This is a genomic window from Streptomyces sp. NPDC047022 (assembly GCF_040644155.1).
In the GTDB taxonomy this organism is placed as follows: domain Bacteria; phylum Actinomycetota; class Actinomycetes; order Streptomycetales; family Streptomycetaceae; genus Streptomyces.
Genome location: NZ_JBEYVV010000007.1, coordinates 193,773 through 218,478, shown reverse-complemented (window position 1 = coordinate 218,478; position 24,706 = coordinate 193,773). Strand labels below are relative to the sequence as shown.

The following is a 24,706-nucleotide window of genomic DNA, read 5'->3' as shown; positions in this document are numbered from 1 at the left end:
GGCGGTCGGGCGGGCTGCCACAGCTCGACCCGGTTGCCCTCGGGCCGGTGACCCGGCCGAAGCGGCCGGTTCCCTCTTCGCACGGGAACGCGTCAGCCCAGGCGTGCCGCGAGTCCTCCCGTGCACCGCACCTCGTCGCCCGCCGTGATCAGCAGGGCCTCCACGTCCGGCAACGACTCCAGCCAGTCCAGTGCCTGCCGTGACCCCATGGCGAACGCCGCGGTCGCCCAGCAGTCCACCCAGGTCAGCCGAGGCCCCACGACGGTAACCGCCACGAGGTCGGTGACCGCGGGCCGGCCGGTGCGCGGGTCGATGATGTGCGCACCGCGCTCCGCGGTCCCGGACGTGGCCACGGCCAGTTCCTCCGCACCGGCCGCGGAGATCACCGCCGCGAGCCCGCCGGGGCGCCAGGGGTCCGACACGCCGACCCGCCACGGCCGGTGCGGGCCGGGTACGCCGTACATCTGCACGTCCCCGCCGCCGTTGACGCTCACCCCGCTCGCCCCGGTCCCGACCAGACGCTCGGCCGCCCGCTGCACGGCCCAGCCCTTCACGATCCCGGTCGGGTCGGTCCGCCCCTCGTACCGTGTGCTGAACCAGCCGTTGCTGAGCCGCTCCGCCTCGGCGCCCAGGGCGAGCACCTCGGCCACCTCCGGATCGCACTCCTCGACGGTCAGCTCACCACGGGCCAGCCGGGAGACCTGGCTGTCCTCGCGGTAGGTGCTGAACACCTCGTTCACACGGTGCAGACCGGCCACGGCCTCCCGCAGCGCGGAGCGCACGGCCTCGGGCTCGCCGCCGCGCACGTCGAACGAGACGACGGTGCCCATCACCTCCTCCGCATGGCGCAGAGCGGGTGGTGCCTCGACCGGTTCGGTCATCTGATCCCCCATTCAGCCACCGGCCTTGTCCAGGGCCGACTGAAGGGACTGCTTGTACCCGGTACTCGTGTAGGTGGCACCGGAGACCGCGTCGATCTTCGCACTCTGCGCGCTCACCGCCTCCTGGTTGAGCTTGGGCACGGCCATGGCCGTCTTCTGGTCGCTGAGTCCGCCCTTGGGCGCCTGCACGGCCTCGGCCTTTGTGACCTTGCGGCCCTCGAGGGTGACGCGCACCTGGACCGGACCGTACTGCGTCTGCGCCACGGTACCCGTCACCGTGCGCGCCTGGGCCTGACCGGAGCCGCCTCCTGAAGCGGAGGAGCCACCGCCGGTGGAGGCCTTCGCCTTGTCGATCGCCGACTGAAGGGACTGCTTGTACCCGCCGCTCGTGTATGTGGCGCCGGAGACCGCGTCGATCTGCGCGCTCTGCTTGGTGACGGCCTCCTGGTTGAGCTTGGGCACGGCCATGGCGGTCTTCTGGTCGCTGAGCCCGCCCTTGGGCGCCTGCACGGCGTCGGCCTTGGTGATCTTTCCGCCGCTGACCGTGAGGCGCACCTGGACGGGGCCGTACTCGGTCCGGGCCACCTCACCGGTGACGGTCTGTGTGCCGGTCTGCTGCCCGCTGCCGCCCTGCGGCTCCTGCTGGGTCGCCGCGGTCTGCTGGGGCGCCGCTCCTGCCTGGGCCGAAGCCGGTCCCGACGCCGGCTTCAGCGTCAGCAGCAGGACGATCCCGGACACGGTGGCGGCGCCCGCGAGCACGGCACGCCGAAGGGGATGGCTCTTCCTCATCGTTCCTGAGCTCCTGAAGTCCCGTCGCTCACATCTCGAACGACTCGTGATGGATGCGGCGGGCGGGGACTCCCGCGCCGCGCAGTGCCTCGTACACCTGCTGCGCGAACCCGGGCGGCCCGCACATGAAGACGTCGTGGTGGTCGATGTCCGGCAACTTGCGGCGCAGGGTGTCCGGCGAGATGTCCGGTCGTTCACCGTCGGGGCTGTTGACCGCGTACATCAGCCGGGCGCCACGCTCCTCGGCGATCTGGGCGAGCTCGTCCCAGAGGGCGAGGTCCTGGGTGCTGTTGGCCCGGTACAGCAGCGTCAGGTCGCCCGCGGCGCCGGGCAGCGTCTCGAACAGCGCCCGCATCGGCGTGATGCCGACGCCGCCGGCCACCAGCAGCACCTTGCCGCGGCTGCGCCGGGAGGCGGTCAGCGCCCCATAGGGTCCCTCGGCCCAGACCCGGGTGCCGGGCTCGAGGTCGCGCAGGGCCGAGCTGTGGTCGCCGATCGCCTTGACCGTGATGCGGAGCATGTTGGGGCGGGGCGCCGCCGACAGCGAGTACGGGTGGGAGCTGAAGCGCATGCCGGGCGCGAGGAACCGCCAGCGGAAGAACTGTCCCGCCTCCGCGCCCATCCGGTGCAGCCTGCGCCCGCTCATCAGCACCGACACGATGCCGGGCGTCTCCTCGATGACCGCCTCGACCCGCAGCCGGTGACGGACGTTCAGCCGGATCGGGGTGAGGATCCGGTACCAGATCACCAGCGCGGTCACCGACCCGTACAGCACGTACCAGGCGGTCTTCGCCTCCGGCTGCCCCGCGAACTCGTTGCCGGTCGACAGCTGGTGCCAGAACGACAGATATGTGGCCGCGTAGGTGAGCAGATGGACGTGGTACCAGAGGTCGTACGACAGCCTGCGGCGGACCGGCCCCATCGAGATGAGCCCGATCAGCACCAGCAGACCGGTGCCGATCGCCGCCTTGCCCACGTCCGGCAACTGCTCGACCGAGGTGACGGTCTGCTGGACGATCCCGCCGAGCCCCTTCCCGGCCTGGAGGGCATAGGCCCACATGGTCAGGAAGATATGGGCGAGGACCAGGCTGATGGTGTACCGGCCGCTCATCGCGTGCCAGCGCGCCACCCGGTCGGAGCCGACCCGGCGCTCCAGCGCGGGGACCCGCGCCATCTGCAGCACGACGAGCGCCATGAGATAACCGGCGAGCAGGCCGGTGATCCGTCCCGCGTTGAGGATTCTGCTGTTGTTGTCGGCGATGGACGGCGTGTTCATCCACCACAGCCAGACGACACCCACCGCGCCCGCCCAGACTGCGACAAGCAGCGGGACGGCCGGGGAGCGGCGTGGGCGGATGGCGCGCATCGTCTGGCGCCGCGCGGCGCGGCCACCGGCGATCGTGGACACGGTATCCTCCGTGATCCTGCGTGGGACGGGCGAGGCCAGTGGCCCCCTTGGCCCAGAGGTACGTGACGGAACCGCCCCGCGTTCAACTCCTCGCCGAGTCCAGCGCGTGCAGGCGGCCCCGGAGACCACGCCGATGCCCGCGCTCCGCGCGACGAGCGCGATGCCCAGGCAGGTCACCACGCACGGGAGCGAGTCCTACAGGGGCGCGGGGAACTGCGCGAAACACCACGACGCACCGGTGGGTCACCATGCGCGGCAGCGATGACGACAGGGGCGCGGGGAACTGCGCGAATCACCGCGACGCACCGGCAGGTCACCATGCGCGGCAGCGATGACGACAGGGGCGCGGGGAACTGTGCGAATCACCACGACGCACCGCAGGTCACGACGTACCCAGCCCCACCGGCGGAGCCCTCAGTACCGAGTGATCGCAGTCGCCCCACCCACCGTCCCGACAGCGATACGCGGCCCCCGCGCAGGATCGACCCACACCAAGATCCGCCGCATCGCATCCTCCGGAACGGACACGCACCCAGCGGTCGGCCCCGTACCGCTCACATGCAGAAAGATGCCGGCGCCGCGCCCCCGCACAGGCTCGGCGTAGTTGAACCCGGTCACGAGCGCGTAGTCGTACTGCGAAACGTGCGAGGCCAGATGCTCCGACTCCGAGGCCCGGCAATCCCCCGCGAGGGGCTCGGTCCAGCGGTTGTAGGAGCGCGAGCCGTTGTCCTCGCACCACCACGAGTCCTGGTGGACCCGGCGGTACTCCGCCCTCGTGCCCGCGGGCGCGGCCTTGATGCCGAACGCGAAGGGCAGGTCGAAAAGCCCCGTCGGCGTCGTGTCCGTGCTCTGCTTGCGCGCGCCGCCCTCCACCAGCCCGTTCGCACCGAACCGCGCGGGCGCCGAGCCCGCTTTCACCCACCGCCCGTCCCGGCGGTCCCACCAGGTGACCGTCCCCGTGGTGGCGCCGGTCGAGGGCGCCTCGGCGGTGATCAGCTGGGTGCCGCCGCCGGTGTCCGCCATCTGGTCGGGCAGTGGGACCTTCGCCGAGGCGCCTGCCGGGGCGACAAGCAGAAAGAGGGAGGCGGCGGCGAGGGAAGCGGTGATACCGGGACGCATGCCTCAAAACGTAGAAGGCGGCAATGGAAGCGGCAATCCTGGCAGTCCGTCAAGACTGCTTTCGATGTGTTCTTTCCCCCGGAAGTACTCACCGAGGGAGGTGTCGTCCTCACGGGAGAAGCGCCGGGCGTGCAGATCGCGGTCTTCGTCGTACGACATGAAGGGGACCGCGTAGCCGCAGGTGTCGCGGATATGACGGGCCGTCACGACGATGATCGCGCGCAGGCCGTGGAGGGCCGGGTCGATGCCGGGGAAACGGGTGAGGAGCTCCTTGAAGCGGGGGTCGTCGCGGAACACGGGCTCGCCGTGGCCGTGTACGCGCACGATGTTCGGCGGGCCCTGGAAGGCGCACCACATCAGGGTGATCCGGCCGTTCTCCCGTAGATGCGCGATGGTCTCGGCGTTGCTTCCGGCGAAGTCGAGGTAGGCGACCGTGCGGTCGTCGAGGACGGCGAACGAGCCCCTGAGCCCCTTGGGGGAGAGGTTGATCGTGCCGTCGCCGGACAAGGGGGCGGTGGCGGTGAAGAACAGGGGCTGCGCCTCGATGAACGTCCGCAGTCTGCCGTCGATGCGTTCGTAGCTCTTTCCCATGGCCCGATGATGCGCCGATTTCGTTCGGCTGTCTAAGGAAATGCGGCACCCCGCCGCCCGCATGTTTGACGAATCATGCGGACTCCTGCATACTCATGCATACCAGCGAATGCACTGTGAGGGAGAAACCCGTGACCGAGCGCGTCGTACTCGCCTACTCCGGCGGTCTGGACACCTCCGTCGCCATCGGCTGGATCGCCGAGGAGACGGGCGCCGAGGTCATCGCCGTTGCGGTCGACGTCGGCCAGGGCGGCGAGGACCTGGACGTCATCCGCAAGCGCGCGCTCGCCTGCGGTGCGGTCGAGGCCGAGGTCGCCGACGCCAAGGACGAGTTCGCCGACGAGTACTGCCTCCCGGCGATCAAGGCCAACGCCCTCTACATGGACCGCTACCCGCTGGTCTCGGCCCTCTCCCGGCCGACCATCGTCAAGCACCTCGTCGCCGCCGCCAAGAAGCACGGCGCCTCCACGGTCGCCCACGGCTGCACCGGCAAGGGCAACGACCAGGTCCGCTTCGAGGCCGGCATCGTCGCCCTCGCCCCCGACCTGAAGTGCATCGCGCCCGTCCGTGACTACGCGATGACCCGCGACAAGGCCATCGCCTTCTGCGAGGACAAGCAGCTCCCGATCGCCACCACCAAGAAGTCCCCGTACTCCATCGACCAGAACGTCTTCGGGCGTGCCGTCGAGACGGGCTTCCTGGAGGACATCTGGAACGCCCCGATCGAGGACATCTACGAGTACACCTCCAACCCGGCCGAGGCCCGTGAGCCCGACGAGGTGATCATCACCTTCAAGGAGGGCGTCCCGGTCGCCATCGACGGCAAGCCCGTCAGCGTCCTCCAGGCCATCCAGCAGCTCAACGAGCGGGCCGGCGCCCAGGGCATCGGCCGGATCGACATGGTCGAGGACCGTCTCGTCGGCATCAAGTCCCGCGAGGTCTACGAGGCCCCCGGCGCGATCGCCCTGATCACCGCCCACCAGGAGCTGGAGAACGTCACGGTCGAGCGCGAACTCGCCCGCTACAAGCGCCAGGTCGAGCAGCGCTGGGGCGAGCTGGTCTACGACGGCCAGTGGTTCTCCCCGCTCAAGCGCGCCCTGGAGGGCTTCATCAGCGAGGCCAACCAGCACGTCTCCGGTGACATCCGTATGACGCTGCACGGAGGCCGCGCTGTCGTCACCGGCCGGCGCTCCCAGGAGTCGCTGTACGACTTCAACCTCGCGACCTACGACACCGGCGACACGTTCGACCAGTCCGCGGCCAAGGGCTTCATCGACATCTACAGCCTGTCGTCGAAGATCGCCGCGCGGCGTGACCTCGCAGGCGGAGCCTGACGCGGACCTCGCGTACCGGCAGAGGCCGACCTCACGTACGCACTAGCCTGACAGCCGCCTCCTCACTCGCCGAGAGTGGGGAGGCGGTCGCACACCGTCATCTTCGAGGAGCAACGCAAGTGAGCAGCAACAGCGGTGACGTACGGCTCTGGGGCGGCCGTTTCGCCGACGGTCCCGCCGAGGCCCTGGCGAAGCTGTCCGCGTCCGTCCACTTCGACTGGCGGCTCGCGCCCTACGACATCGCCGGTTCCCGCGCCCATGCGCGCGTCCTGCACAAGGCCGGGCTGCTCACGGACGACGAGCTGGCGCGGATGCTCGAGGGACTCGACCGGCTCGAAGCCGACGTGGCCTTCGGGGAGTTCACCGGCACCATCGCCGACGAGGACGTCCACACCGCCCTGGAGCGCGGCCTGCTGGAGCGCCTCGGGCCCGACCTCGGCGGCAAGCTCCGCGCAGGCCGGTCGCGCAACGACCAGGTGGCCACCCTCTTCCGGATGTACCTGCGCGATCACGCCCGCACCCTCGGCGGTCTGATCGCCGAGCTCCAGGACGCCCTGATCGGCCTCGCCGAGGCCCACCCGGACGTGGCCATGCCCGGCCGCACCCACCTCCAGCACGCCCAGCCCGTACTCTTCGCGCATCATGTCCTCGCCCATGTCCAGGCACTGTCCCGGGACGCGGAGCGGCTGCGCCAGTGGGACGAGCGCACGGCGGTGTCGCCGTACGGTTCGGGCGCCCTCGCGGGCAGCAGCCTCGGCCTCGACCCGGAGGCGGTCGCCGAGGAGCTCGGCTTCGAGCACGGCAGCTCGGCCAACTCCATCGACGGCACGGCCGCACGCGACTTCGCCGCCGAGTTCGCCTTCATCACCGCGATGATCGGCGTCAACCTCTCCCGTATCGCCGAAGAGGTCATCATCTGGAACACGAAGGAGTTCTCCTTCGTCACGCTCCACGACGCCTTCTCCACCGGCTCGTCGATCATGCCGCAGAAGAAGAACCCGGACATCGCCGAACTCGCGCGCGGCAAGAGCGGCCGCCTCATCGGCAACCTCACCGGGCTCATGGCCACGCTCAAGGCCCTGCCGCTCGCGTACAACCGTGACCTGCAGGAGGACAAGGAGCCGGTCTTCGACTCCATCGACCAGCTGGAGGTCCTGCTCCCGGCCTTCACCGGGATGATGGCCACGCTGACCGTGCACCGCGAGCGCATGGAGGAGCTGGCCCCGGCCGGGTTCTCGCTCGCCACCGACATCGCCGAGTGGCTCGTGAAGCAGGGCGTCCCGTTCCGTGTCGCCCATGAGGTCGCCGGCGAGTGCGTCAAGGTGGCGGAGGCGGAGGGCAAGGAGCTGGACGAGCTGACGGACGAGCAGTTCGCGAAGATCTCCGACCGTCTGACCCCCGAGGTGCGCTCCGTCCTCGACGTCCCGGGCGCCCTCGCCTCCCGGTGCGGCCGTGGCGGCACGGCACCCGCGGCGGTCGCGGTCCAGCTCGCCGAGGTGAAGGCGGACGTGGCGGCTCAGCACGCCTGGGCGACGGCGAAGCGGAGCTCATAGCCAGGTGCCGTACGGGCAGGGCGTCGCGGGTTAGGTTGGTCGTCAGCCGCAAGGAGCCGACCGAAACGGAGCCCGCGATGCCCTTCTCCCGCCTGGCCTCAGCGACGACTCCCACCTGCCACATCGGCCTCGGCCTCGCCGCCGTCGGCCGGCCGGGCTACATCAACCTCGGCCGTGAGCGGGACCTCCCGTCCGTCCGCAGCGTCGACGCGCTGCGCGAGCGCACCCACGATCTCCTGGACGCCGCCTACGCCCAGGGCGTCCGCTACTTCGATGCGGCACGGTCCTACGGCCGTTCCGAGGAGTTCCTCGCCGAATGGCTTCGGGCGCGCCCCGACGCGGCCGACGTCGTGATCGGCAGCAAATGGGGCTACACCTACACCGCGGACTGGAGCACCGACGCCGCACAGCACGAGGTGAAGGACCACAGTCTCGAGACGTACGAGCGGCAGCGCGCCGAGACGGCGGACCTGCTCGGCGACCGGCTCGACCTCTATCAGATCCACTCGCTGACCGCCGACAGTCCGGCCCTCACCGACCAGAAGCTCCACGCGAAGCTCGCCGAGGCCGCCGCGGAGGGCGTCACGATCGGCTTCTCCACCAGCGGCCCCGGGCAGGCCGAGGCGATCCGCGCCGCGATGGCGGTCACGGTGAACGGCGAACCCCTCTTCCGTACCGTCCAGTCCACCTACAACCTGCTGGAGACCTCCGCCGCTCCCGCGCTCGCGGCGGCCCATGACGCCGGGCTCACGGTGATCGTCAAGGAGGGCATGGCCAACGGGCGGCTGACCGGTGCGGACGCGCCCGAGACGCTGAAGTCCGTGGCCGAGGAGACCTCGTTCGGCTGCGACGCGGTCGCCCTCGCCCTGATCCTGCGGCAGCCGTGGGCGGGGGTGGTCCTGTCCGGCGTGGCCACGGTCAGCCAGCTCGGCTCGAACCTGCACGCCGCCGTGGTCGACCTCGGTGAGGATCAGCTCGCCCGCCTGGAGAGCCTGGCCGAGGAACCGCACGAGTACTGGGAGCGGCGCGGGCAGCTGCCCTGGCACTGAGCTCCGGGGCCAGGGCAGCGGCCCTGGAGCTCCAGGGCCGCAAAGGCCCACGTCAAATACCTCTCACACCTCTCGGTGAGACACCCATGCTTCTTGTGAGACATTCATGTCTCATATGGGCTACACTTGTCTCATGGCTGTAGATCGTGACCACGTGCTGCGCAGTGCGGCCGCCCTGCTCACCCGGAAGTCCACCGCCACGATGGACGAGGTCGCGAAGGCGGCCGGGATCAGCCGGGCCACACTGCACCGTCACTTCGCCGGGCGTGACGCGCTGGTGCGTGCTCTGGAGGCCCTCGGTATCGCGGAGTGCGAGGCGGCGCTCGACGCCGCCCGGCTCGACGAGGGCCCGGCCCGGGAGGCGCTGCGCCGCTTCGTCACCGAGGTCGAGTCCGCGGCGGCGCTGCTCGCCTTCCTCTACAGCGAGAACCAGCTCTTCGAGGGCGAGGAGCAGAACACGGGCTGGGCCCGTATCGACGCCCGTATCGCCGGGCTGTTCCGGCGCGGCCAGGCGAGCGGAGAGTTCCGTATCGACCTCACCCCGGTCTGGCTCACGGATGCCCTCTACGGCCTGCTGGCCTCGGGCGCCTGGGCCGTCGCGGAGGGCCGTGTCGCCCCCAAGGACTTCACCTATATGACCGTCGAACTGATGCTCGGCGGCGCACTTCGGAGAGAGGAATCATGAGCAGCATCCTGCGGCCGGCCGTCGCGACGCCGACGGAGAGGCGTCCGGGCCGGTGGCTCGCGCTCTCCGTGCTCGTGCTCGCCGTGCTGCTGGTGGCCGTGGACGCGACCGTCCTCGGCCTCGCGACCCCGTACATCAGCGAGGATCTGGCGCCGTCCGGCACCCAGTTGCTGTGGATCGGTGACGTCTACTCGTTCGTCATCGCCGGTCTGCTCGTGTCCATGGGCAGCCTGGGCGACCGCATCGGCCGGAAGAAGATCCTGCTCTGCGGCGCCACCGCGTTCGGGCTGATCTCCATCCTCAACGCCTACGCCCCGACCCCTCAGCTGATGATCCTGGCGAGAGCGCTGCTCGGTGTCGCGGGCGCCACCTTGATGCCCGCCACGCTCGCCCTGATCCGCAACATCTTCCAGGACCCGCGCGAGCGCACCCTCGCAGTGGGCATATGGGGTGCCGCCGCCTCGGCCGGTACGGCGGTCGGCCCGATCACCGGCGGCTTCCTGCTCGAACACTTCTGGTGGGGCTCGGTCTTCCTCATCAACCTGCCCGTGATGGTGGTCCTGGTCGCCGTCGGCATCCGGACGCTGCCCGAGTCCCGTAACCCGAACCCGGGCCCCTGGGACCTGGCCAGCGTGGTGATGTCGCTCGTCGGCATGGTCGGCATCGTGTACGCCGTCAAGGAGGCCGCCGCGGAGGGGTTCACGTGGTCCGCCGCGGCCACCGGGATCCTCGGCGCCGCCGCGCTGTACGGCTTCGTGCGCCGGCAGCTGACGCTCCCCGTCCCGCTGCTGGACATGCGGCTGTTCCGCAACCGAGGCTTCAGCGGTGCCGTGCTGGCCGACCTGCTGACCGTCCTCGGCATGTCCGGGCTGGTCTTCTTCCTCTCGCAGTTCCTGCAGCTGGTGCAGGGCAGGCGGCCGTTCGAGGCGGGACTCGCCGAACTGCCGGCCGCGATCGGCGCGGTCGCGGCGGGTCTGGTCGCGGGCGTGGCGGCCCGGCGTCTGTCCGTACGGGCCGTCGTCTCGGGCGGGCTGGCCGCGATAGGCCTGGGGCTCGCCGCCCTCACCGTGCTCGACCGGAGCACCGGGTACCCGCTCATGGGGGCCGCACTGCTGGTCGTGGGCGTGGGCGCCGGTCTGTCGTTCACCGTGACCGCGGACGTGATCCTCTCCAGCGTGCCCAAGGACCAGGCGGGCGCCGCCTCCGCGGTCTCGGAGACGGCGTACGAACTGGGCGCGGCCCTCGGGATCGCGCTGCTGGGCTCGATCGTGACCGGCGTATACCGCGGTTTCACGGCCCCGCCGGGCACCCCGGACGCGGCCCGCGAATCGCTGGGCGGCGCGGTCGAGACGGCCCACCACCTGCCCGCGAACACCGCGGAGGCCCTGCTGTCATCGGCCCGCGAGTCCTTCGTGCAGGGCCTGCACCTGGCAACGGGCGCGGGAGCGGCGGTCCTGCTGGCCACGGCACTGGCAGCGTGGTTCCTGCTGAAGGGCCGGCACTTGGAATCACCGGCTCACCCCCCGATCGACAGGACCGCGAACACCACCAACACACCCACACCCGACAACGCACCGCACGGCGTCCAATAGGGTCCGCTGGACACATGCGGCTCCGCCGCGTGGGCGCAATAGCCCTCAACGCACCCGGAGGTCATCCGCCCCCCAGCGGAGCGACTACGCAGCCTTGGCCTTCGTGGCGTACACGTCCACGTACTCCTGCCCGGACAACCGCATGACCTCCGTCATCACGGAGTCGGTCACGGCCCGCAGCACATACCGGTCCCGGTCCATCCCCTCGTACCGCGAGAACTCCATCGGCTCTCCGAACCGGACCGTGACCTTGCTCGGCCGGGGCAGCCCCGCCCCGCCGGGCTGGATCCGGTCGGTGCCGATCATGGCGAAGGGCACGACGGGCGCGCCGGTCATCAGCGTGAGGCGGGCGATGCCGGTGCGGCCCCGGTACAGACGGCCGTCGGGGGAGCGGGTGCCCTCGGGGTAGATCCCGAACAGGTTTCCCTCCTCCAGGATCCGGCGGCCGGTCATCAGCGCCGCGACACCGCCCTTGCCGCCGTCGCGGTCGACCGGGATCATGCCCACGCCGGTGAAGAACCAGGCCATCAGCCTGCCCTTGAAACCCTTGCCGGTGACGTACTCGTCCTTGCCGATGAAGAAGACCTGGCGGTCGCAGACCAGCGGAAGGATCATCGAGTCGATGAACGTCAGGTGGTTGCCGGCCAGGATGACCGGACCTTCGCCCGGGATGTTCTCCGCGCCTTCCACCCGTGGGCGGAACATCAGGCGCATGATCGGTCCGAGCACTGCCTTGATGAGCGCGAAGCGGGACAACGGGTCCTCCGGTGTCATGGGAAGCGGTATGAGTCTGTGCAGGTGAGGACGATACTCGTGGAAGGCGGCGGGACGCACATCAGGTCATGTACTGCATACGCCCCGTCGACCATTGTTTACCTGCGGCGGCGTCGTGTCGCACGTTCGTCATCCCCCGGACGGATGTGACGGACATCGCGCCGGAGCAGTGACGCCCCGTCAATTCGGGTTCCCGGTAAGCCCTCACCCATGCACTCGGCAAGACGCTCCGCGTCCACCGCGCGTTCCCGCGCGGGCCTCCCGGCCGCCATGCCCGCACCCCTACGATCGATCCGTTTCGACGGATGCGGCGGGAGGTACCCATGGGGACGCAGGAGTCGTACGAGCGGGCACGAGGGACGGGGCGGCGGGCGCTGCTCGGGGCGGCGGTGCTCGGAGCGGGCGGAGCGGTCCTCGGACTGCCCGGCACCGCGAGCGCCGGCGCGCGGCACGGCGGCGGACCGGGAGGCCTGCCGGTTCCCGCGATCATCGGTCACCGCGGTGCCAGCGGATACCGGCCGGAACACACCTTCGGCTCCTACCAGCTGGCCCTCGATCTGGGCGCCGACATCGTGGAGGCCGGTGATCTGGTGCCCACCAAGGACGGCCACCTCGTGTGCCGCCACGAGCCGGAGATCGGAGGGACCACGGACGTCGCCGACCACCCCGAGTTCGCCACCCGAAAGACCACGAAGGTCCTGGACGGCGTCCCCACGACGGGCTGGTTCACCGAGGACTTCACTCTCGCGGAGCTGAAGACCCTCCGCGCGGTGGAGCGCATCCCCGCCACCCGGCAGCGCAACACGATCTACAACGGCCGCTGGGAGATACCCACCTTCGAAGAGGTGCTCCACTGGCAGGACGAGCAGACCCGGAGGCGCGGCAAGCAGGTATGGATCTACCCCGAGACCAAGCACCCCACCTACTTCCGCAAGCTGGGTCTCGGCCTCGAGGAGCGGCTCGCGGGGATCCTGCGCAGGCACGGCAAGGACGGCAGGCACGCGCCGGTCATCATCCAGTCCTTCGAACCGAGCAGCATCCAGCGCCTGGACAAGCTCGTCGGCAATCCCCTCGTCGTCCTTCTGTCCGCCGCGAACACCCGTCCCTGGGACTTCGTCGAGTCGGGCGACCCGCGCACGGTCGCCGATCTCGTCACCCCGAAGGGCCTGAAGGAGATCGCGTCGTACGCGCGGGGCATCGGCCCGACCCTCGACCTCGTCATCCCGAAGGACGCGAAGGGCAATCTCACCACGCCGTCCACGCTCGTCGCCGACGCGCACTCCGCGGGCCTGATCCTGCATCCGTACACGATGCGCGACGAGAACGTCTTCCTGCCCACGAACTTCCAGAAGGGCACCGACCCCAACGCGTACGGGGACGTCTTCGGCGCCTTCAGGACGTACTTCGAGACGGGCATCGACGGCGTGTTCACCGACAACGCCGACACCGGACTGCTCGCCCGCGAGGACTTCCTGCGCCGCTGAGCGGACCGTACCCGCCGACCGTTCGGCGGTCCCGCACCCGCCGCCGCGCGTCAATGCGCGAGACGGTCACCCCGGTTGGGGTGATGCAGGGCCGCCCCGGCAACCCGACGCCGGGGCGGTCGCGTCACGTGGCATATGACCCACGACATGCTCACGGACCTGCGCCCGCTGCTCGCCGCGGAGGCCGCGGCGGAGGCGCGGGCGTGCGGTATGGAGCCTGGCGACCTGGAGCAGGCGGTGTGGCTGCGGCTGCTGGAACGGCTCCAGGCGGACCGGCCGCCCGCCGACCCGCCGGGATGGCTGCGCCGGGCCGTCCGCGCCGAGGCGCGCCGAGGGCGCCGTACCGCCCGGCTCGAACTCCCGTACTCCGGCGAACCCGTGGACGACGCGGGGCCCGGCCCCGAGCAGCAGGCACTCATGGCCGCCCGCAGCCGGGCGCTGCACGCGGCCGTGCGCCGGCTTCCGGGGCGCTGCCCTCGGCTCGTGGCAGCGCTGCTGTCCCCGCAGGACCCGACCTATCGGGAAATCGCGGGGGAGTTGGGTATCTCACAGGGAAGCCTCGGCCCGGAACGCTCCAAATGCCTGGGATGTCTGCGGCGTTTGCTGGCGACGGAGGTTGCGGCCCACTGACCGCGGGGATAGGAGTGAGGAAACATTGGCGATCAGGTGAGCGGGAGGCGTGCGCACATGGGCATGAGCGTGACCATCTCGGTGGCGACCGCGCAGGACGCGGAACAGATCTTCAGGCTGCAGTACCTGTGCTTCCAGAGCGAGGCCGCGCTGTACGGCAACTACCGCATCGACCCGCTCGTCCAGAGCCTCGACTCGGTCCGCGAGGAGGTCGCCACGGACTGCGTCTTCGTGGCGCGGCTCGGCGAGGAGGTCGTCGGCTCGGTGCGCGGCAGCGTGACCGACGACGGCGCGGCATCCATCGGCAAGCTCTGCGTGCACCCGCGGCTCCAGGGCCACGGCATCGGCGCCCGGCTGCTGCGCGCCGCGGAGGCGGCGCTGGTCGAGGAGCGCGGCGCGAAGAAGTTCCGCCTCAGCGCGGGCCACCGCAGCGAGGGCAACCTCCGGCTTTACCGCCGTGTCGGCTACGAGACGGTCGGCACCGCGCAGGGCTCCGACGGCGTTCCGATGATCATCCTGGAGAAGCAGGTCCCCGCGGGGTCCTACGCGACGACGGCGTGACGAAGTGCCGCGCCCCGCAGGGGGCGCGGCGCGCTCAGACGGCCGTCTTCCCCTGCTGAGCGGGCGCCTTCCGCAGCCAGTACATCGCCGACAGGGGCAGCAGCACCGGAATGCAGAGGTAGCCCCCGCCGTAGTAGGACCACACGGTGGAGTCGTGGAACGCGGAGGGCTCGACCACGGTCCATGTGCCCACGATCAGCACGCCTGCCAGCTCCGCGGCGCAGCACACCAGCGCCACCCTGCGGGCCGTCTCACCGCCCCGGACCAGCGTGTACGTGATGAAGCCGTACACGACCCCGGCGATCGCGGACAGGGAGTACGCCAGCGGAGCCCTGTCGAAGTGCATGGCGATCTGCACCACCGAGCGCGACACCGCGCCGACCACCATCACGCCGTACAGCCAGACGAGCAGCGTGCCCGGCCCGGTCATGAGCCGTGTCCTGAACGCCCCGCTCCCGGTGCTGTCTCGCGTGCCGTCCTGTGCGTCGCCCCGCGTGACCGTCATCTCAGCCTCCCCAGATGTCGAAGAGCCGCACTTCGAGCACGGCGAGGACCACACCGCCGGCCGCCACCGTCGCCGAGCCCCATCGTGTGCGCTCGGCCAGCGACATGAAGCCTGCCGCCGGGACGCACGCGAACGCGCCGATCAGATACGCCACGAAGATCGTCGTGCCCTGTGCCGGCTTCTCGCCGCGCCCCAGCTGGACGATGCCCACGACCAGCTGGATCACGGCCAGCAGGGTGACCAAGGCCATGCCGATGAAGTGCCAGTCCTTCGTGGGCTGGTCACGGTGGGCGGCCCAGCCGCACCAGGCGGCGAGCAGCAGCGCGGCGACACCGGTCGCCAGCGTCAGGGCGTCAAGCATGCGCAGACCCTATTACGGGCCAAAGGCCCCGATGCGCCCGCCCCCGCCCCCGTGGCGTCGGCCACAGTCCGCCAGGTCCCCCGTCGCCTGCCCGGCCGGCCAACGGCGGCATGCCGGCCTTGTGCCCACAGGCCGGCGCGAGACGGCGGAGGTTCCCGTGCTCAGCGGACGGCTGTCCACGGCTGTCCGCCATGCGGACAGGCCGGTCGGGTCCCGGCTGCGAGTCTGCTTTACTGAATCCATGACCACGACGAGCAGCCGCACCCTTGCGACCGAGGCGACCATGACGCCCGGTGCTCGTTGTATGTGTCGAATGCGCGCCTTCTAGAGGGCCCCTGCACCACCCCAGAGCCTCGCGCCCCGAAGCGAGAGCCGTGGCATGTCCGTACGCCGTGAACGCCGTACGTGACCGATGCCTCCTCCACTGCCTGCACGGCGTGGGGGGACCCCCACCGCGCACTTGTTCTCCACCGGTTCCATCGCCATCGCGAGAACCGTGCCGCGTCCCTGAACGAATCCCCTGTGCCCGGGCACACCCACGCCCGCGCACTCGACAGTGACGGAATCACAGTGATCACCACCACGGGCCTGACCAAGGTCTACCGCTCGCGCGGCCGTGAGGTCACCGCCCTCGACGGCGTCGATCTCCACGTCCGCGAGGGCGAGGTGTACGGCGTCATCGGCCAGTCCGGTGCCGGCAAGTCCTCGCTCATCCGCTGCGTGAACCTCCTGGAGCGCCCCACCTCCGGCACGGTCACCGTGGCCGGCCAGGACCTCACCGCCCTTGCCGGCCGCGGACCGCGTGCCGGAAGAGAGCTCCGACGGGCGCGTAGCCGTATCGGCATGGTCTTCCAGCACTTCAACCTGCTTTCCTCGCGCACCGTCCAGGACAACATCGAGCTGCCGCTGGAGATCCTGGGCACCTCCGGGAAGGAGCGCTCCCGCAAGGCGATGGAACTGCTCGACCTGGTCGGACTCGCCGACAAGGCCAAGGCCTACCCGGTCCAGTTGTCGGGTGGCCAGAAGCAGCGCGTGGGCATCGCACGCGCCCTCGCGGGCGACCCCAAGGTGCTGCTGTCCGACGAGGCCACCAGCGCCCTCGACCCGGAGACCACCCGCTCCGTCCTCCAGCTGCTGCGCGACCTCAACCGGCAGCTCGGCCTGACCGTCCTGCTCATCACGCACGAGATGGACGTGGTGAAGTCGGTCTGCGACTCCGCCGCCCTGATGGAGAGGGGCCGGATCGTGGAGTCCGGGACGGTCAGTGAACTGCTCGCCACCCCGGGGTCCCAACTGGCCGCCGCGCTCTTCCCGGTGAGCGGCGACGCGTCCGGTGAGGACCGCACGGTCGTGGACGTCACCTTCCACGGGGACGCCGCCGCACAGCCCGTCATCTCGCAGCTGGCGCGCACCTACAACGTCGACATCTCGATCCTCGGCGCCGCGATGGACACCGTCGGCGGCAAGCAGGTCGGCCGTATGCGCATCGAACTGCCCGGACGCTACGAGGACAACGTCGTGCCGATCGGCTTCCTGCGCGAGAAGGGGCTGGGGATCGACGTCGTCGGCGCCCCGGCCGTCCAGGAGTCCGTGCTGGTGAACGGGGGCGCGAAGTGACCTGGTCCGAGATACGGCCGCTGCTGTCGGAGGCGGGCTACGAGACGCTGTGGATGGTCGCCTGGTCCACGCTGATCTCGGTCGCCGCCGGACTCCCGCTCGGCATCCTGCTCGTGCTGACCGACCGGGGCGGCCTGCTGCGCAATGTCCTCGCCAACAAGGTGATCGGGCAGGTCGTGAACGTCCTGCGGTCCATGCCGTTCATCATCCTGATGGTCGCCCTGATGAGCTTCACCCGCTGGGTCACCGGGACGACCATCGGCACCGACGCGGCGATCGTGCCTCTCGCCATCGGCGGCATCCCCTTCTTCGCCCGCCTGGTCGAGACGGCCGTCCGCGAAGTGGACCACGGGCTCGTCGAGGCCGTACAGGCCATGGGCGGCAGCACCTGGACCATCGTCCGCAAAGTGCTCGTTCCCGAGTCGGCGCCCTCGCTGATCGCGAGCACCACGACCACGCTGATCGCGCTCATCGGCTACTCCGCCATGGCCGGCACGGTCGGCGGCGGCGGCCTCGGCGACCTCGCCATCCGGTACGGCTACCAGCGTTTCGAGACCGAGCTGATGTGGATCATCGTCGCGATCCTCGCAGTCGTCATCTCCCTGATCCAGCTCGCGGGCGACTACGCGGCCCGCTCTCTGCACCGGCGCGGCGCCCGCTCCGGACCCGAGCCGAGGCTCCGCCTGCTGAAGGCGGCCCAGCCCGCGACGGCCGACGTGGACAAGGCCGCCTGAGCGTCCCCCCAAGACCCCCCGTCCGAGTACGGGGTCGCACCACCCTTAAGGAAAGGCACTTTTCGTGCGTAACACCGCCAAGATCACCGCTGTCGCCCTCACCGCCGGAGCCCTCGCCCTCGGGCTCACCGCCTGCGGCCCGGACGGGGGCTCCTCCTCTTCCTCGTCCGGCGCCGACGGCCCGCTGATCGTCGCCGCGAGCCCGACGCCGCACGCCGAGATCCTCGACTACGTCAAGGACCATCTGGCGAAGAAGGCCGGCCTTGACCTGCAGGTCAGGGAGTTCACCGACTACGTCACGCCGAACACGGCGACCGAGGACGGCTCCGTCGGTGCCAACTACTTCCAGAACCAGCCCTACCTGGACGACTTCAACAAGAAGAACGGCACCCACATCGTGCCCGTCGTCACGGTGCATCTGGAACCGCTCGGCCTCTACTCCCACAAGGTCAAGAAAGCCGACGAGCTGAAGAGCGGTGCGACCGTCGCCATCCCGAACGACACGGTCAACGAGGCGCGGGCACTGAAGCTGCTCGGCGACAAGGGCCTCATCACGCTCAAGAGCGGCGTGGGCAGCGAAGCGACCCCGCAGGACATCGCCCAGAACCCGAAGCACCTGAAGTTCAAGGAACTGGAAGCCGCCCAGACCCCGCGCTCCCTGGACGACGTGGACGCCGCCGTCATCAACGGCAACTACGCCATCTCCTCCGGGCTCAAGCCCGCCAAGGACGCCCTGGTCCTGGAGTCCGCGCAGAACAACCCGTACGGCAACTTCCTCGCCGTGAAGAGGGGCCACGAGAAGGATCCCCGGGTCCGGAAGCTCGCCAAGCTGCTCACCTCGCCCGAGGTGAAGAAGTTCATCGAGGACAAGTACCAGGGCTCGGTGATCCCGTCCTTCTGATCCGGCCGGGCGCCGTTCACGGGCCGGCCCGCGGGGGTCCGCACCCTTCACCAGGTGCGGACCCCGTCGTGCGGTCCGATGCGTTCATGCTGCATGCTGGGCAGTTCAGCAGGCACTGACAGTTTCCGAAGGTTACGGAGCGGCGCAATGACGAGCACCTTTCCCAACGTGTCCATCAGCACGGAGCGGTTGGTACTGCGCCCTCTCGAGGAGGACGATGCTCCCGCGCTGGCGGAGATGATGAACGACGAACTGGTCGCCGCCTGGACCGATGTGCCCCAGCCGTTCACCGAGGCCGGCGCCCGCACCTGGATCACCGAGTACGCGCCCGAGCAGCGGCAGACGGGCAGTGGCATCGACCTCGCCGTCACCGAGTTCCTCACCCAGCGACTTGTCGGGGTGGTCCAGCTGGGCAGGACCAACTGGCACATCCGTTCAACCGAACTGTCCTACGTCGTCGCCTCCTGGGCGCGTGGCGAGGGCTATGCCTCGGAAGCGGCGCTCGCCACGGCCCAGTGGCTCTTCGGTGACCAAAGGTTCGAACGCATAGAACTGCGCACGGCGGCCGACAACACGGCCTCCCAGCAGGTCGCCCAGAAGATCGGCTGCATCAGCGAGGGCGTCCTGCGGAACGCGTGCATAGCCCACGTGCGCGGCGAGGACGGCAAGTGGACGGATGTGCGGACCGACTTCATCGTGTGGAGCCTGCTCCCGGAGGACCTCGACGGAGTCAGCGAGGAACTCGCCGAGACCGGTGGTTTCACGTCGTTCTCCACCTGGAACTGACACCGGGGGGTCGCGCCCGCCGGCCGGGCCCGCGACCGGCGCGAACTCCCGGACCAGGTACCCTCACGGGGTCCGCCGTGCGGGCTGTCCCTGACGACCTGCGTGAACCTCCTGGAGACTGACGACGATGGCCGACCGGGTCACGGTGATCGGCTGGGACGGCTCGCCGCTGACGGCCGCGGCGCGCTCCGCCCTCGCTGCCGCCACGCTCGTCGCGGGCGCGGCCCACCACCTCGCCCTTCCCGAGGTGCCGGTGACAGCCGAACGCGTCCGCCTGGGCAGTGTCGCCCTCGGCGCCCGCCGTATCGCGGCCCACCGCGGCACCGCCGTCGTCCTCGCCGACGGCGATCCCGGCTTCTTCGGCGTCGTACGCACCCTGCGCGCCCCCGAATTCGGCCTGGAGGTCGAAGTCGTTCCCGCCGTCTCCTCGGTGGCCGCCGCCTTCGCCCGCGCCGGGATGCCCTGGGACGACGCACAGGTCGTCGTCGCCCACAGCCGTACCCTGCGGCGCGCGGTGAACGTGTGCCGGGCCCATGCCAAGGTCGCGGTCCTCACCTCCCCGGGCGCCGGGCCCGCCGAACTCGGACTGCTGCTCGACGGGGTGCACCGCACCTTCGTCATCTGCGAGGAGCTCGGCACCGAGCGCGAACAGGTCACCGTCGTCACCTCGGAGAACGCCGCCGACCACACCTGGCGCGACCCCAATGTCGTCATCGTCATCGGAGGACCGGTGACCGCGGCCGACGGCGGCTGGATCGGGGGCCGCGACCCCAGCGCCGGACCGCGCGGCTGGGCGCTGCCCGCCGAGGAGTACGGCGGCGGACTCGGCGAGGGCGAGACGGAACTGCTGCGCGCCGCCCAGATCGCCCGCCTCGGCCCCCGGGTGGGTGACCTGGTGTGGGACATCGGCGCCGGAAGCGGGGCGTTCGCCGTCGAGGCCGCCCGATGCGGGGCCGCGGTCATCGCCGTCGACCGCGATCCGGATGCCTGTGAGCGCGCGCAGGCCGTGGCGCGCCGCTTCGGAGTGCAGTTCCAGACCGTGCACGGCAGTGCCCCGCACATCCTGGAGAACCTGCCGGAGCCGGACGTCGTACGCGTCGGAGGCGGGGGAGCCGCGGTCGTCTCGGCCGTCGCCGACCGCCGCCCGCAGCGCATCGTCGCGCACGCCGCGACCCGTGACGAGGCCGAACTCATCGGCAGGGATCTCACGGAGCACGGATATGACGTCGAGTGCGCCCTGCTGCAGTCCGTCGAGCTCGACACGCGGGCCTGGACGGAGAAGGAGCGGAGTGTCGCGTTCCTGCTCAGCGGGCGATTGCCGGAACGCTCCCCCTGATCCGGTTGTCCTACCGGCGCGGTAGGCTGGCCGACCGTTGTACCGCACCTGGTGATCCGGCACTTCGTCAGCCAATGTCCGGAACGCGCGCCTCCATTGGGGCAGGTGTGGTACGGCAGAACCGGAGGGCGCGCAACGTGGCGCAGTCCACAGCGGGCCCTCGCGGATCATGCCTCCGCGAGGGTGGGACGACCGCGACAATGCCGTTCAATGGCTTTGTCGTCATTGTTGGCGAGTCGTTCGTGCCGCTGGGCACGCACGCTCGTTCTTCATTGCGGGCGGTCGGCGCGCCGATCCGGGCGAGTCGGCCGTAGAAGCACTAAACCGATTGGGCGAGGGATACGCATGACTGACACCGGCCAGGTCCCGGGCGAGGGACTGCCGGAGAACGCAGGCATGGTGGAGCAGCCGGGCGTCCTGGCGCCGGATGCGTACACCTACCTCGACCACTCCGACACCACCGCCGAGGACGACGATCTGCTTCTGATGCCGGGCCAGCAGGGCGCGTGGGGCAACGAGATGCCGCAGCCCGCCCCGGCATCGGCGCCGTATCCGTCCGTGCCCGGCCCGCACGAGACGGCCGGCCGGGACAGCGGCTCGATCGACCTCGGCGCGGTCCGTACGCCGCCTCCGGGGTCCGCACCACAGCCGGCGCCCCGCCGTCCGCTGCACATGGGCCCGCCGACTCCGGACTCCTCCGCGAGCCTGGTGCGCTCCCTCGCCGACCGGGGGCCCGCCGACGCCCCGATGCGCCCCTCCGGGCCGCCGACGACGGGCCCCGAGTACCTCGACGTGCCGCAGCCCGGGGAGAACTCCTCGCAGGGCGCGATGCCGTGGGGTGCCGCGCCACAGACCCAGACGGTGCCGCCGGTGAGCCATGAGGCGCACCCCGCAGAAACGGTCGTCCCGGCACCGGTGCCTGAGACCGCCCCGGCCGCGGAGGCATTCGAGCCGCACCACGAGCCGCAGGCCCCGGCGGGGTCCGGCTCCGTCCAGATTCCACAGGCGTATCTCGGCGCGGAGCCCCAGCGCACCCCGCACGACATCACGGGCCTGTCCGCGGCGCAGTCCGCGGAGTTCCAGCCGGCGGCCCCCGAGCGGGCCGCCGTGTCGCCCGAGGGCACGCTCGGCGCCGCCGAGGCCATGCCGTCCGCCGGGACCGGGTACGCCTCGGGCAGCACGCCCGCCCACGGCATCTCGCTCTTCCCGGAACCGCAAGCGGTACCGAATCTCCCCGAACCTGAAGCGGGACCGCTCTTCCCCGAACAGGAAGCGGCACCGGACGTCTCCGAACCGGAAGCGGCACCGGACGTCTCCGAACCGGAAGCGGCACCTGCCGCTGCGCCCGCCCCCGACGCGGCGACCGCGGACGCCGCACCCCTCGCACCGGTACCCGACGCCGTACAGCCGGCCGACGCCACTCCGCACGCCGGTGTGGCCGTCCCCGCGACCGACACGTTCTCCGACCCGGACGCGCCCGGATTCGCCCTCGACGCCCACAGCGATCCGCAGGCCGCGGAGCCCTCGGTGCACCTCGCGGACACCGCCGCCCCGTACACCGGGGACCAGGCCCACGCCATGTCCCCTGCCGCTCCGGCGGAGCAGGCCTCCGGTTCGCTCTACCCTCCCCTCGCGGACCCGGCGACCGGCCTTCCGGCCGCCTTGGCACCTCCCGCCGAGCCGGAACACGAGCCGGAACCCGAGGCGGTGACCGCCGCCGACTCCCTCGGCGCCGTGCCTGTGGGCGCCGCTGTCCGGGCCACGGCACCCCAGGCGTCCGCCGCCCAGCCGCACGGCGAGCCGGCGCACGGCGAACAGCCCGCTCCGGGTGACCCGGAGGGCGTGGCCGCCGTAGCCCCGGAGTTCGCCGGGGACCACTCGCTCGGCCAGTTCGTACCGGTCGAGGGCGTCGTGCCGGTCACCCCCCACCTGGCCCCGACCCCGCCGCACGCTCTGCGCCTCCCGCCGTTGCCGGACCAGGAGCCGGGAGCCGCCGAGGAGCCCCCCGCGGCCACGGCCGGTCAGGACGAGCAGGGAGCCCCCGCGTCCGCGGCCAAGGAGCCCGGCCTCACCGTCCCCGCTCCCCGCCGCGAGCACGAGCCGCCCGCCGCGGAACCGCAGGACGCGGCCCCGGAACCCGTAGTCGCACAGCAGGCGGACGACCTGGACACCAGGGCCGCCGAACAGGAAGAGAGCATGGCCGTAGTGGAAGACGTACGAGAGTCCACCGGCCCGGCGGCCCCCGGATACGACGACGCCGAGCGCGAGGCGGTCCTGCGCGTGATGCGCGAGCGCCGTGACATCCGCAACGGGTTCCGCAGCGACCCGATCCCGCACGACGTACTGCTGCGCGTCCTGGAAGCCGCCCACACGGCGCCGTCCGTGGGCCACTCCCAGCCGTGGGACTTCGTCGTCATCCGCTCGGACGACACCCGCCGCACGATGCACGAACTGGCCCAGCGTCAGCGCGAGGCCTACGCCAAGTCGCTGCCCAAGGGCCGGGCGAAGCAGTTCAAGGAACTGAAGATCGAGGCCATCCTCGACACCCCGGTCAACATCGTGGTCACCGCCGACCCCACCCGGGGCGGACGCCACACCCTGGGCCGGCACACGCAGCCGCAGATGGCCCCCTATTCCTCCGCGCTCGCCGTCGAGAACCTGTGGCTCGCGGCCCGCGCCGAGGGGCTCGGCGTCGGCTGGGTCAGCTTCTTCGACGAGCGCGAGATGGTCCGCGCCCTCGGCCTGCCCGAGCACTTGGAGGTCGTGGCGTACCTGTGCGTCGGCTACGTCGACGAGTTCCCGGAGGAGCCCGAGCTGATGCAGGCGGGCTGGTCCAAGCGCCGCCCCCTGTCCTGGGTCGTGCACGAGGAGACGTACGGCCGCCGCGCACTGCCCGGCGAGGAGCCGCACGACCTGCTCGCCGAGACCGTGGCGAGCATCCGGCCGCTGGACGCGAAGGCGCTCGGCGAGGCATGGGAGCGGCAGAAGCGGATGACCAAGCCGGCGGGCGCGCTCGGCATGCTGGAGATCATCTCCGCTCAGCTGTCCGGTCTGTCCCGGCAGTGCCCGCCCCCGATCCCGGAGCCCGCGGCCGTCGCCATCTTCGCGGGCGACCACGGGGTGCACGCCCAGGGCGTCACCCCCTGGCCCCAGGAAGTGACCGGCCAGATGGTGGCCAACTTCCTCGGCGGCGGCGCGGTCTGCAACGCCTTCGCGGGCCAGGTGGGCGCCGAGGTCTGCGTGGTCGACGTGGGCGTGGCCTCCGACCTTCCCGCGACCCCGGGCCTGCTGCCGCGCAAGGTCCGCCCGGGCACGGCCGACATGACCACCGGACCCGCGCTCACCCGCGAGGAGGTCAAGCAGGCGATCGAGGTCGGCATCGAGACCGCCCGGGACCTCGTCGCGGCGGGCAACAAGGCGCTGCTCACCGGTGAGATGGGCATCGCGAACACGACGGCCTCGGCCGCCCTCATCTCGGTCTTCACGGACACCGACCCCTCCGAGGTGACCGGCCGCGGAACCGGAATCAACGACGAGACGCTGGCCCGCAAGACGGAGGTCGTCCGCCGCGCCATCGAGCTCCACCAGCCCGACCCGGCCGACCCCATCGGCGCCCTGGCCGCGTTCGGCGGCCTGGAGCACGCGGCGATGGTGGGCCTGCTGCTCGGTGGCGCGTCCCTGCGCACACCGGTCATCCTGGACGGCGTCAGCGCCGGTGCCGCCGCTCTGGTGGCGCGTGCCATCGCGCCCGAGGTGCTCGCGGCGTGCATCGCCGGACACCGCAGCGCGGAACCCGGCCATGTCGCCGCCCTCAACAAGCTGGGGCTGCGCCCCCTGGTCGACCTGGACCTGCGCCTGGGCGAGGGCACCGGCGCGCTCCTCGCGCTGCCGCTCGTGCAGAGCGCGGCGCGGGCGATGCACGAGGTGGCGACGTTCGACTCGGCGGGAGTCACGGAGAAGTAGCGCGGAACGGTCCCGGGGCCGCGCCCCGGGACCGACGCCGCATCCCGTCGCCC

At 71.0% G+C, this 24,706-nt stretch carries 22 protein-coding genes; 14 read left to right on the top strand and 8 right to left on the bottom strand.

From position 1 onward, the window contains the following. Positions 1-92: 92 nt before the first annotated feature. From ABZ845_RS11340 to ABZ845_RS11320, 5 genes are all read right to left on the bottom strand, one after another. The gene (locus ABZ845_RS11340) at positions 93-881 is read right to left on the bottom strand and encodes an FAD:protein FMN transferase (RefSeq protein WP_360976344.1); all 789 of its coding nucleotides are present in this window, start codon (positions 879-881) and stop codon (positions 93-95) included. A 12-nt stretch (positions 882-893) separates the two neighbouring features. Further along, on the bottom strand, positions 894-1,670 hold the full coding sequence (locus tag ABZ845_RS11335) for an FMN-binding protein (protein WP_360976341.1): 777 nt from the start codon (positions 1,668-1,670) through the stop codon (positions 894-896). A gap of 28 nt (positions 1,671-1,698) precedes the next feature. Beyond that, complete coding sequence (locus ABZ845_RS11330) at positions 1,699-3,036, bottom strand: ferredoxin reductase family protein (protein WP_360976437.1); 1,338 nt, start codon at positions 3,034-3,036, stop codon at positions 1,699-1,701. A 456-nt stretch (positions 3,037-3,492) separates the two neighbouring features. Further along, positions 3,493-4,197 carry a L,D-transpeptidase family protein gene (locus ABZ845_RS11325; RefSeq protein WP_360976338.1) on the bottom strand — a complete coding sequence of 235 codons (705 nt, stop codon included), beginning with the start codon at positions 4,195-4,197 and terminating at the stop codon, positions 3,493-3,495. A gap of 3 nt (positions 4,198-4,200) precedes the next feature. Continuing rightward, on the bottom strand, positions 4,201-4,788 hold the full coding sequence (locus tag ABZ845_RS11320) for a pyridoxamine 5'-phosphate oxidase family protein (protein WP_360976335.1): 588 nt from the start codon (positions 4,786-4,788) through the stop codon (positions 4,201-4,203). A gap of 131 nt (positions 4,789-4,919) precedes the next feature. Between ABZ845_RS11320 and ABZ845_RS11315 the strand changes: the two genes are divergently transcribed. The 5 genes from ABZ845_RS11315 to ABZ845_RS11295 all read left to right on the top strand — a co-directional run bounded on the left by ABZ845_RS11315 (position 4,920) and on the right by ABZ845_RS11295 (position 11,001). After that, the gene (locus tag ABZ845_RS11315) at positions 4,920-6,122 is read left to right on the top strand and encodes an argininosuccinate synthase (protein ID WP_360976332.1); all 1,203 of its coding nucleotides are present in this window, start codon (positions 4,920-4,922) and stop codon (positions 6,120-6,122) included. Positions 6,123-6,241: 119 nt separating this feature from the next. Then, a complete protein-coding gene (gene argH / locus ABZ845_RS11310) occupies positions 6,242-7,675 on the top strand; it encodes an argininosuccinate lyase (RefSeq protein WP_360976330.1) in 1,434 nt (477 codons plus the stop codon). A 77-nt stretch (positions 7,676-7,752) separates the two neighbouring features. Next, a complete protein-coding gene (locus ABZ845_RS11305; RefSeq protein WP_360976328.1) occupies positions 7,753-8,724 on the top strand; it encodes an aldo/keto reductase in 972 nt (323 codons plus the stop codon). Between the two features lie 133 nt (positions 8,725-8,857). Further along, positions 8,858-9,409 carry a helix-turn-helix domain-containing protein gene (locus ABZ845_RS11300; RefSeq protein WP_360976325.1) on the top strand — a complete coding sequence of 184 codons (552 nt, stop codon included), beginning with the start codon at positions 8,858-8,860 and terminating at the stop codon, positions 9,407-9,409. Beyond that, positions 9,406-11,001: an MFS transporter gene (locus ABZ845_RS11295; RefSeq protein WP_360976322.1), complete on the top strand. Its 1,596-nt coding sequence runs from the start codon at positions 9,406-9,408 to the stop codon at positions 10,999-11,001. The genes ABZ845_RS11300 and ABZ845_RS11295 overlap by 4 nt, the downstream gene beginning before the upstream one ends. Positions 11,002-11,085: 84 nt before the next feature. On the opposite strand, the gene ABZ845_RS11290 is transcribed toward ABZ845_RS11295, so the two are convergent. Further along, complete coding sequence (locus ABZ845_RS11290; protein WP_360976319.1) at positions 11,086-11,775, bottom strand: lysophospholipid acyltransferase family protein; 690 nt, start codon at positions 11,773-11,775, stop codon at positions 11,086-11,088. Between the two features lie 323 nt (positions 11,776-12,098). On the opposite strand from ABZ845_RS11290, the gene ABZ845_RS11285 reads away from it, so the two are divergent. The 3 genes from ABZ845_RS11285 to ABZ845_RS11275 all read left to right on the top strand — a co-directional run bounded on the left by ABZ845_RS11285 (position 12,099) and on the right by ABZ845_RS11275 (position 14,450). Next, positions 12,099-13,259 carry a glycerophosphodiester phosphodiesterase gene (locus ABZ845_RS11285; protein WP_360976316.1) on the top strand — a complete coding sequence of 387 codons (1,161 nt, stop codon included), beginning with the start codon at positions 12,099-12,101 and terminating at the stop codon, positions 13,257-13,259. Between the two features lie 135 nt (positions 13,260-13,394). Beyond that, on the top strand, positions 13,395-13,889 hold the full coding sequence (locus ABZ845_RS11280; RefSeq protein WP_360976313.1) for a sigma-70 family RNA polymerase sigma factor: 495 nt from the start codon (positions 13,395-13,397) through the stop codon (positions 13,887-13,889). A gap of 57 nt (positions 13,890-13,946) precedes the next feature. After that, positions 13,947-14,450 (top strand): GNAT family N-acetyltransferase, encoded by a 504-nt coding sequence (locus ABZ845_RS11275; RefSeq protein ID WP_360976310.1) that lies wholly within the window; start codon positions 13,947-13,949, stop codon positions 14,448-14,450. A 34-nt stretch (positions 14,451-14,484) separates the two neighbouring features. Here ABZ845_RS11275 and ABZ845_RS11270 read toward each other — a convergent pair whose 3' ends face one another. Then, positions 14,485-14,880, bottom strand: coding sequence for a hypothetical protein (locus ABZ845_RS11270; protein WP_360976434.1), 396 nt, complete (start codon positions 14,878-14,880; stop codon positions 14,485-14,487). Between the two features lie 76 nt (positions 14,881-14,956). After that, positions 14,957-15,316, bottom strand: coding sequence for a hypothetical protein (locus tag ABZ845_RS11265; RefSeq protein ID WP_360976307.1), 360 nt, complete (start codon positions 15,314-15,316; stop codon positions 14,957-14,959). A 570-nt stretch (positions 15,317-15,886) separates the two neighbouring features. On the opposite strand from ABZ845_RS11265, the gene ABZ845_RS11260 reads away from it, so the two are divergent. The 6 genes from ABZ845_RS11260 to cobT all read left to right on the top strand — a co-directional run bounded on the left by ABZ845_RS11260 (position 15,887) and on the right by cobT (position 24,653). Beyond that, positions 15,887-16,933, top strand: a complete 1,047-nt coding sequence (locus ABZ845_RS11260) for an ATP-binding cassette domain-containing protein (protein WP_360976304.1) — start codon at positions 15,887-15,889, stop codon at positions 16,931-16,933. Further along, on the top strand, positions 16,930-17,667 hold the full coding sequence (locus tag ABZ845_RS11255) for a methionine ABC transporter permease (RefSeq protein WP_360976301.1): 738 nt from the start codon (positions 16,930-16,932) through the stop codon (positions 17,665-17,667). Before ABZ845_RS11260 ends, ABZ845_RS11255 begins: the two co-directional genes overlap by 4 nt. Before the next feature lie 64 nt (positions 17,668-17,731). After that, positions 17,732-18,568 (top strand): MetQ/NlpA family ABC transporter substrate-binding protein, encoded by an 837-nt coding sequence (locus ABZ845_RS11250; RefSeq protein ID WP_360976299.1) that lies wholly within the window; start codon positions 17,732-17,734, stop codon positions 18,566-18,568. Positions 18,569-18,715: 147 nt separating this feature from the next. Further along, on the top strand, positions 18,716-19,354 hold the full coding sequence (locus ABZ845_RS11245) for a GNAT family N-acetyltransferase (protein ID WP_360976297.1): 639 nt from the start codon (positions 18,716-18,718) through the stop codon (positions 19,352-19,354). A gap of 127 nt (positions 19,355-19,481) precedes the next feature. Beyond that, a complete protein-coding gene (cbiE, locus tag ABZ845_RS11240; protein WP_360976295.1) occupies positions 19,482-20,690 on the top strand; it encodes a precorrin-6y C5,15-methyltransferase (decarboxylating) subunit CbiE in 1,209 nt (402 codons plus the stop codon). A 345-nt stretch (positions 20,691-21,035) separates the two neighbouring features. Beyond that, the gene (cobT, locus tag ABZ845_RS11235) at positions 21,036-24,653 is read left to right on the top strand and encodes a nicotinate-nucleotide--dimethylbenzimidazole phosphoribosyltransferase (protein WP_360976293.1); all 3,618 of its coding nucleotides are present in this window, start codon (positions 21,036-21,038) and stop codon (positions 24,651-24,653) included. The last annotated feature ends 53 nt before the right edge of the window (positions 24,654-24,706 follow it).

What these genes read in the sequence shown, in the direction of transcription:
- ABZ845_RS11340 (WP_360976344.1), bottom strand. Translation starts at nt 881, where the DNA reads ATGACCGAACCGGTCGAGGCACCACCCGCTCTGCGCCATGCGGAGGAG.
- ABZ845_RS11335 (WP_360976341.1), bottom strand. Translation starts at nt 1,670, where the DNA reads ATGAGGAAGAGCCATCCCCTTCGGCGTGCCGTGCTCGCGGGCGCCGCC.
- ABZ845_RS11330 (WP_360976437.1), bottom strand. Translation starts at nt 3,036, where the DNA reads ATGCGCGCCATCCGCCCACGCCGCTCCCCGGCCGTCCCGCTGCTTGTC.
- ABZ845_RS11325 (WP_360976338.1), bottom strand. Translation starts at nt 4,197, where the DNA reads ATGCGTCCCGGTATCACCGCTTCCCTCGCCGCCGCCTCCCTCTTTCTG.
- ABZ845_RS11320 (WP_360976335.1), bottom strand. Translation starts at nt 4,788, where the DNA reads ATGGGAAAGAGCTACGAACGCATCGACGGCAGACTGCGGACGTTCATC.
- ABZ845_RS11305 (WP_360976328.1), top strand. Translation starts at nt 7,753, where the DNA reads ATGCCCTTCTCCCGCCTGGCCTCAGCGACGACTCCCACCTGCCACATC.
- ABZ845_RS11300 (WP_360976325.1), top strand. Translation starts at nt 8,858, where the DNA reads ATGGCTGTAGATCGTGACCACGTGCTGCGCAGTGCGGCCGCCCTGCTC.
- ABZ845_RS11295 (WP_360976322.1), top strand. Translation starts at nt 9,406, where the DNA reads ATGAGCAGCATCCTGCGGCCGGCCGTCGCGACGCCGACGGAGAGGCGT.
- ABZ845_RS11290 (WP_360976319.1), bottom strand. Translation starts at nt 11,775, where the DNA reads ATGACACCGGAGGACCCGTTGTCCCGCTTCGCGCTCATCAAGGCAGTG.
- ABZ845_RS11285 (WP_360976316.1), top strand. Translation starts at nt 12,099, where the DNA reads ATGGGGACGCAGGAGTCGTACGAGCGGGCACGAGGGACGGGGCGGCGG.
- ABZ845_RS11280 (WP_360976313.1), top strand. Translation starts at nt 13,395, where the DNA reads ATGACCCACGACATGCTCACGGACCTGCGCCCGCTGCTCGCCGCGGAG.
- ABZ845_RS11275 (WP_360976310.1), top strand. Translation starts at nt 13,947, where the DNA reads ATGGGCATGAGCGTGACCATCTCGGTGGCGACCGCGCAGGACGCGGAA.
- ABZ845_RS11270 (WP_360976434.1), bottom strand. Translation starts at nt 14,880, where the DNA reads ATGACCGGGCCGGGCACGCTGCTCGTCTGGCTGTACGGCGTGATGGTG.
- ABZ845_RS11265 (WP_360976307.1), bottom strand. Translation starts at nt 15,316, where the DNA reads ATGCTTGACGCCCTGACGCTGGCGACCGGTGTCGCCGCGCTGCTGCTC.
- ABZ845_RS11245 (WP_360976297.1), top strand. Translation starts at nt 18,716, where the DNA reads ATGACGAGCACCTTTCCCAACGTGTCCATCAGCACGGAGCGGTTGGTA.
- cbiE (WP_360976295.1), top strand. Translation starts at nt 19,482, where the DNA reads ATGGCCGACCGGGTCACGGTGATCGGCTGGGACGGCTCGCCGCTGACG.
- cobT (WP_360976293.1), top strand. Translation starts at nt 21,036, where the DNA reads ATGACTGACACCGGCCAGGTCCCGGGCGAGGGACTGCCGGAGAACGCA.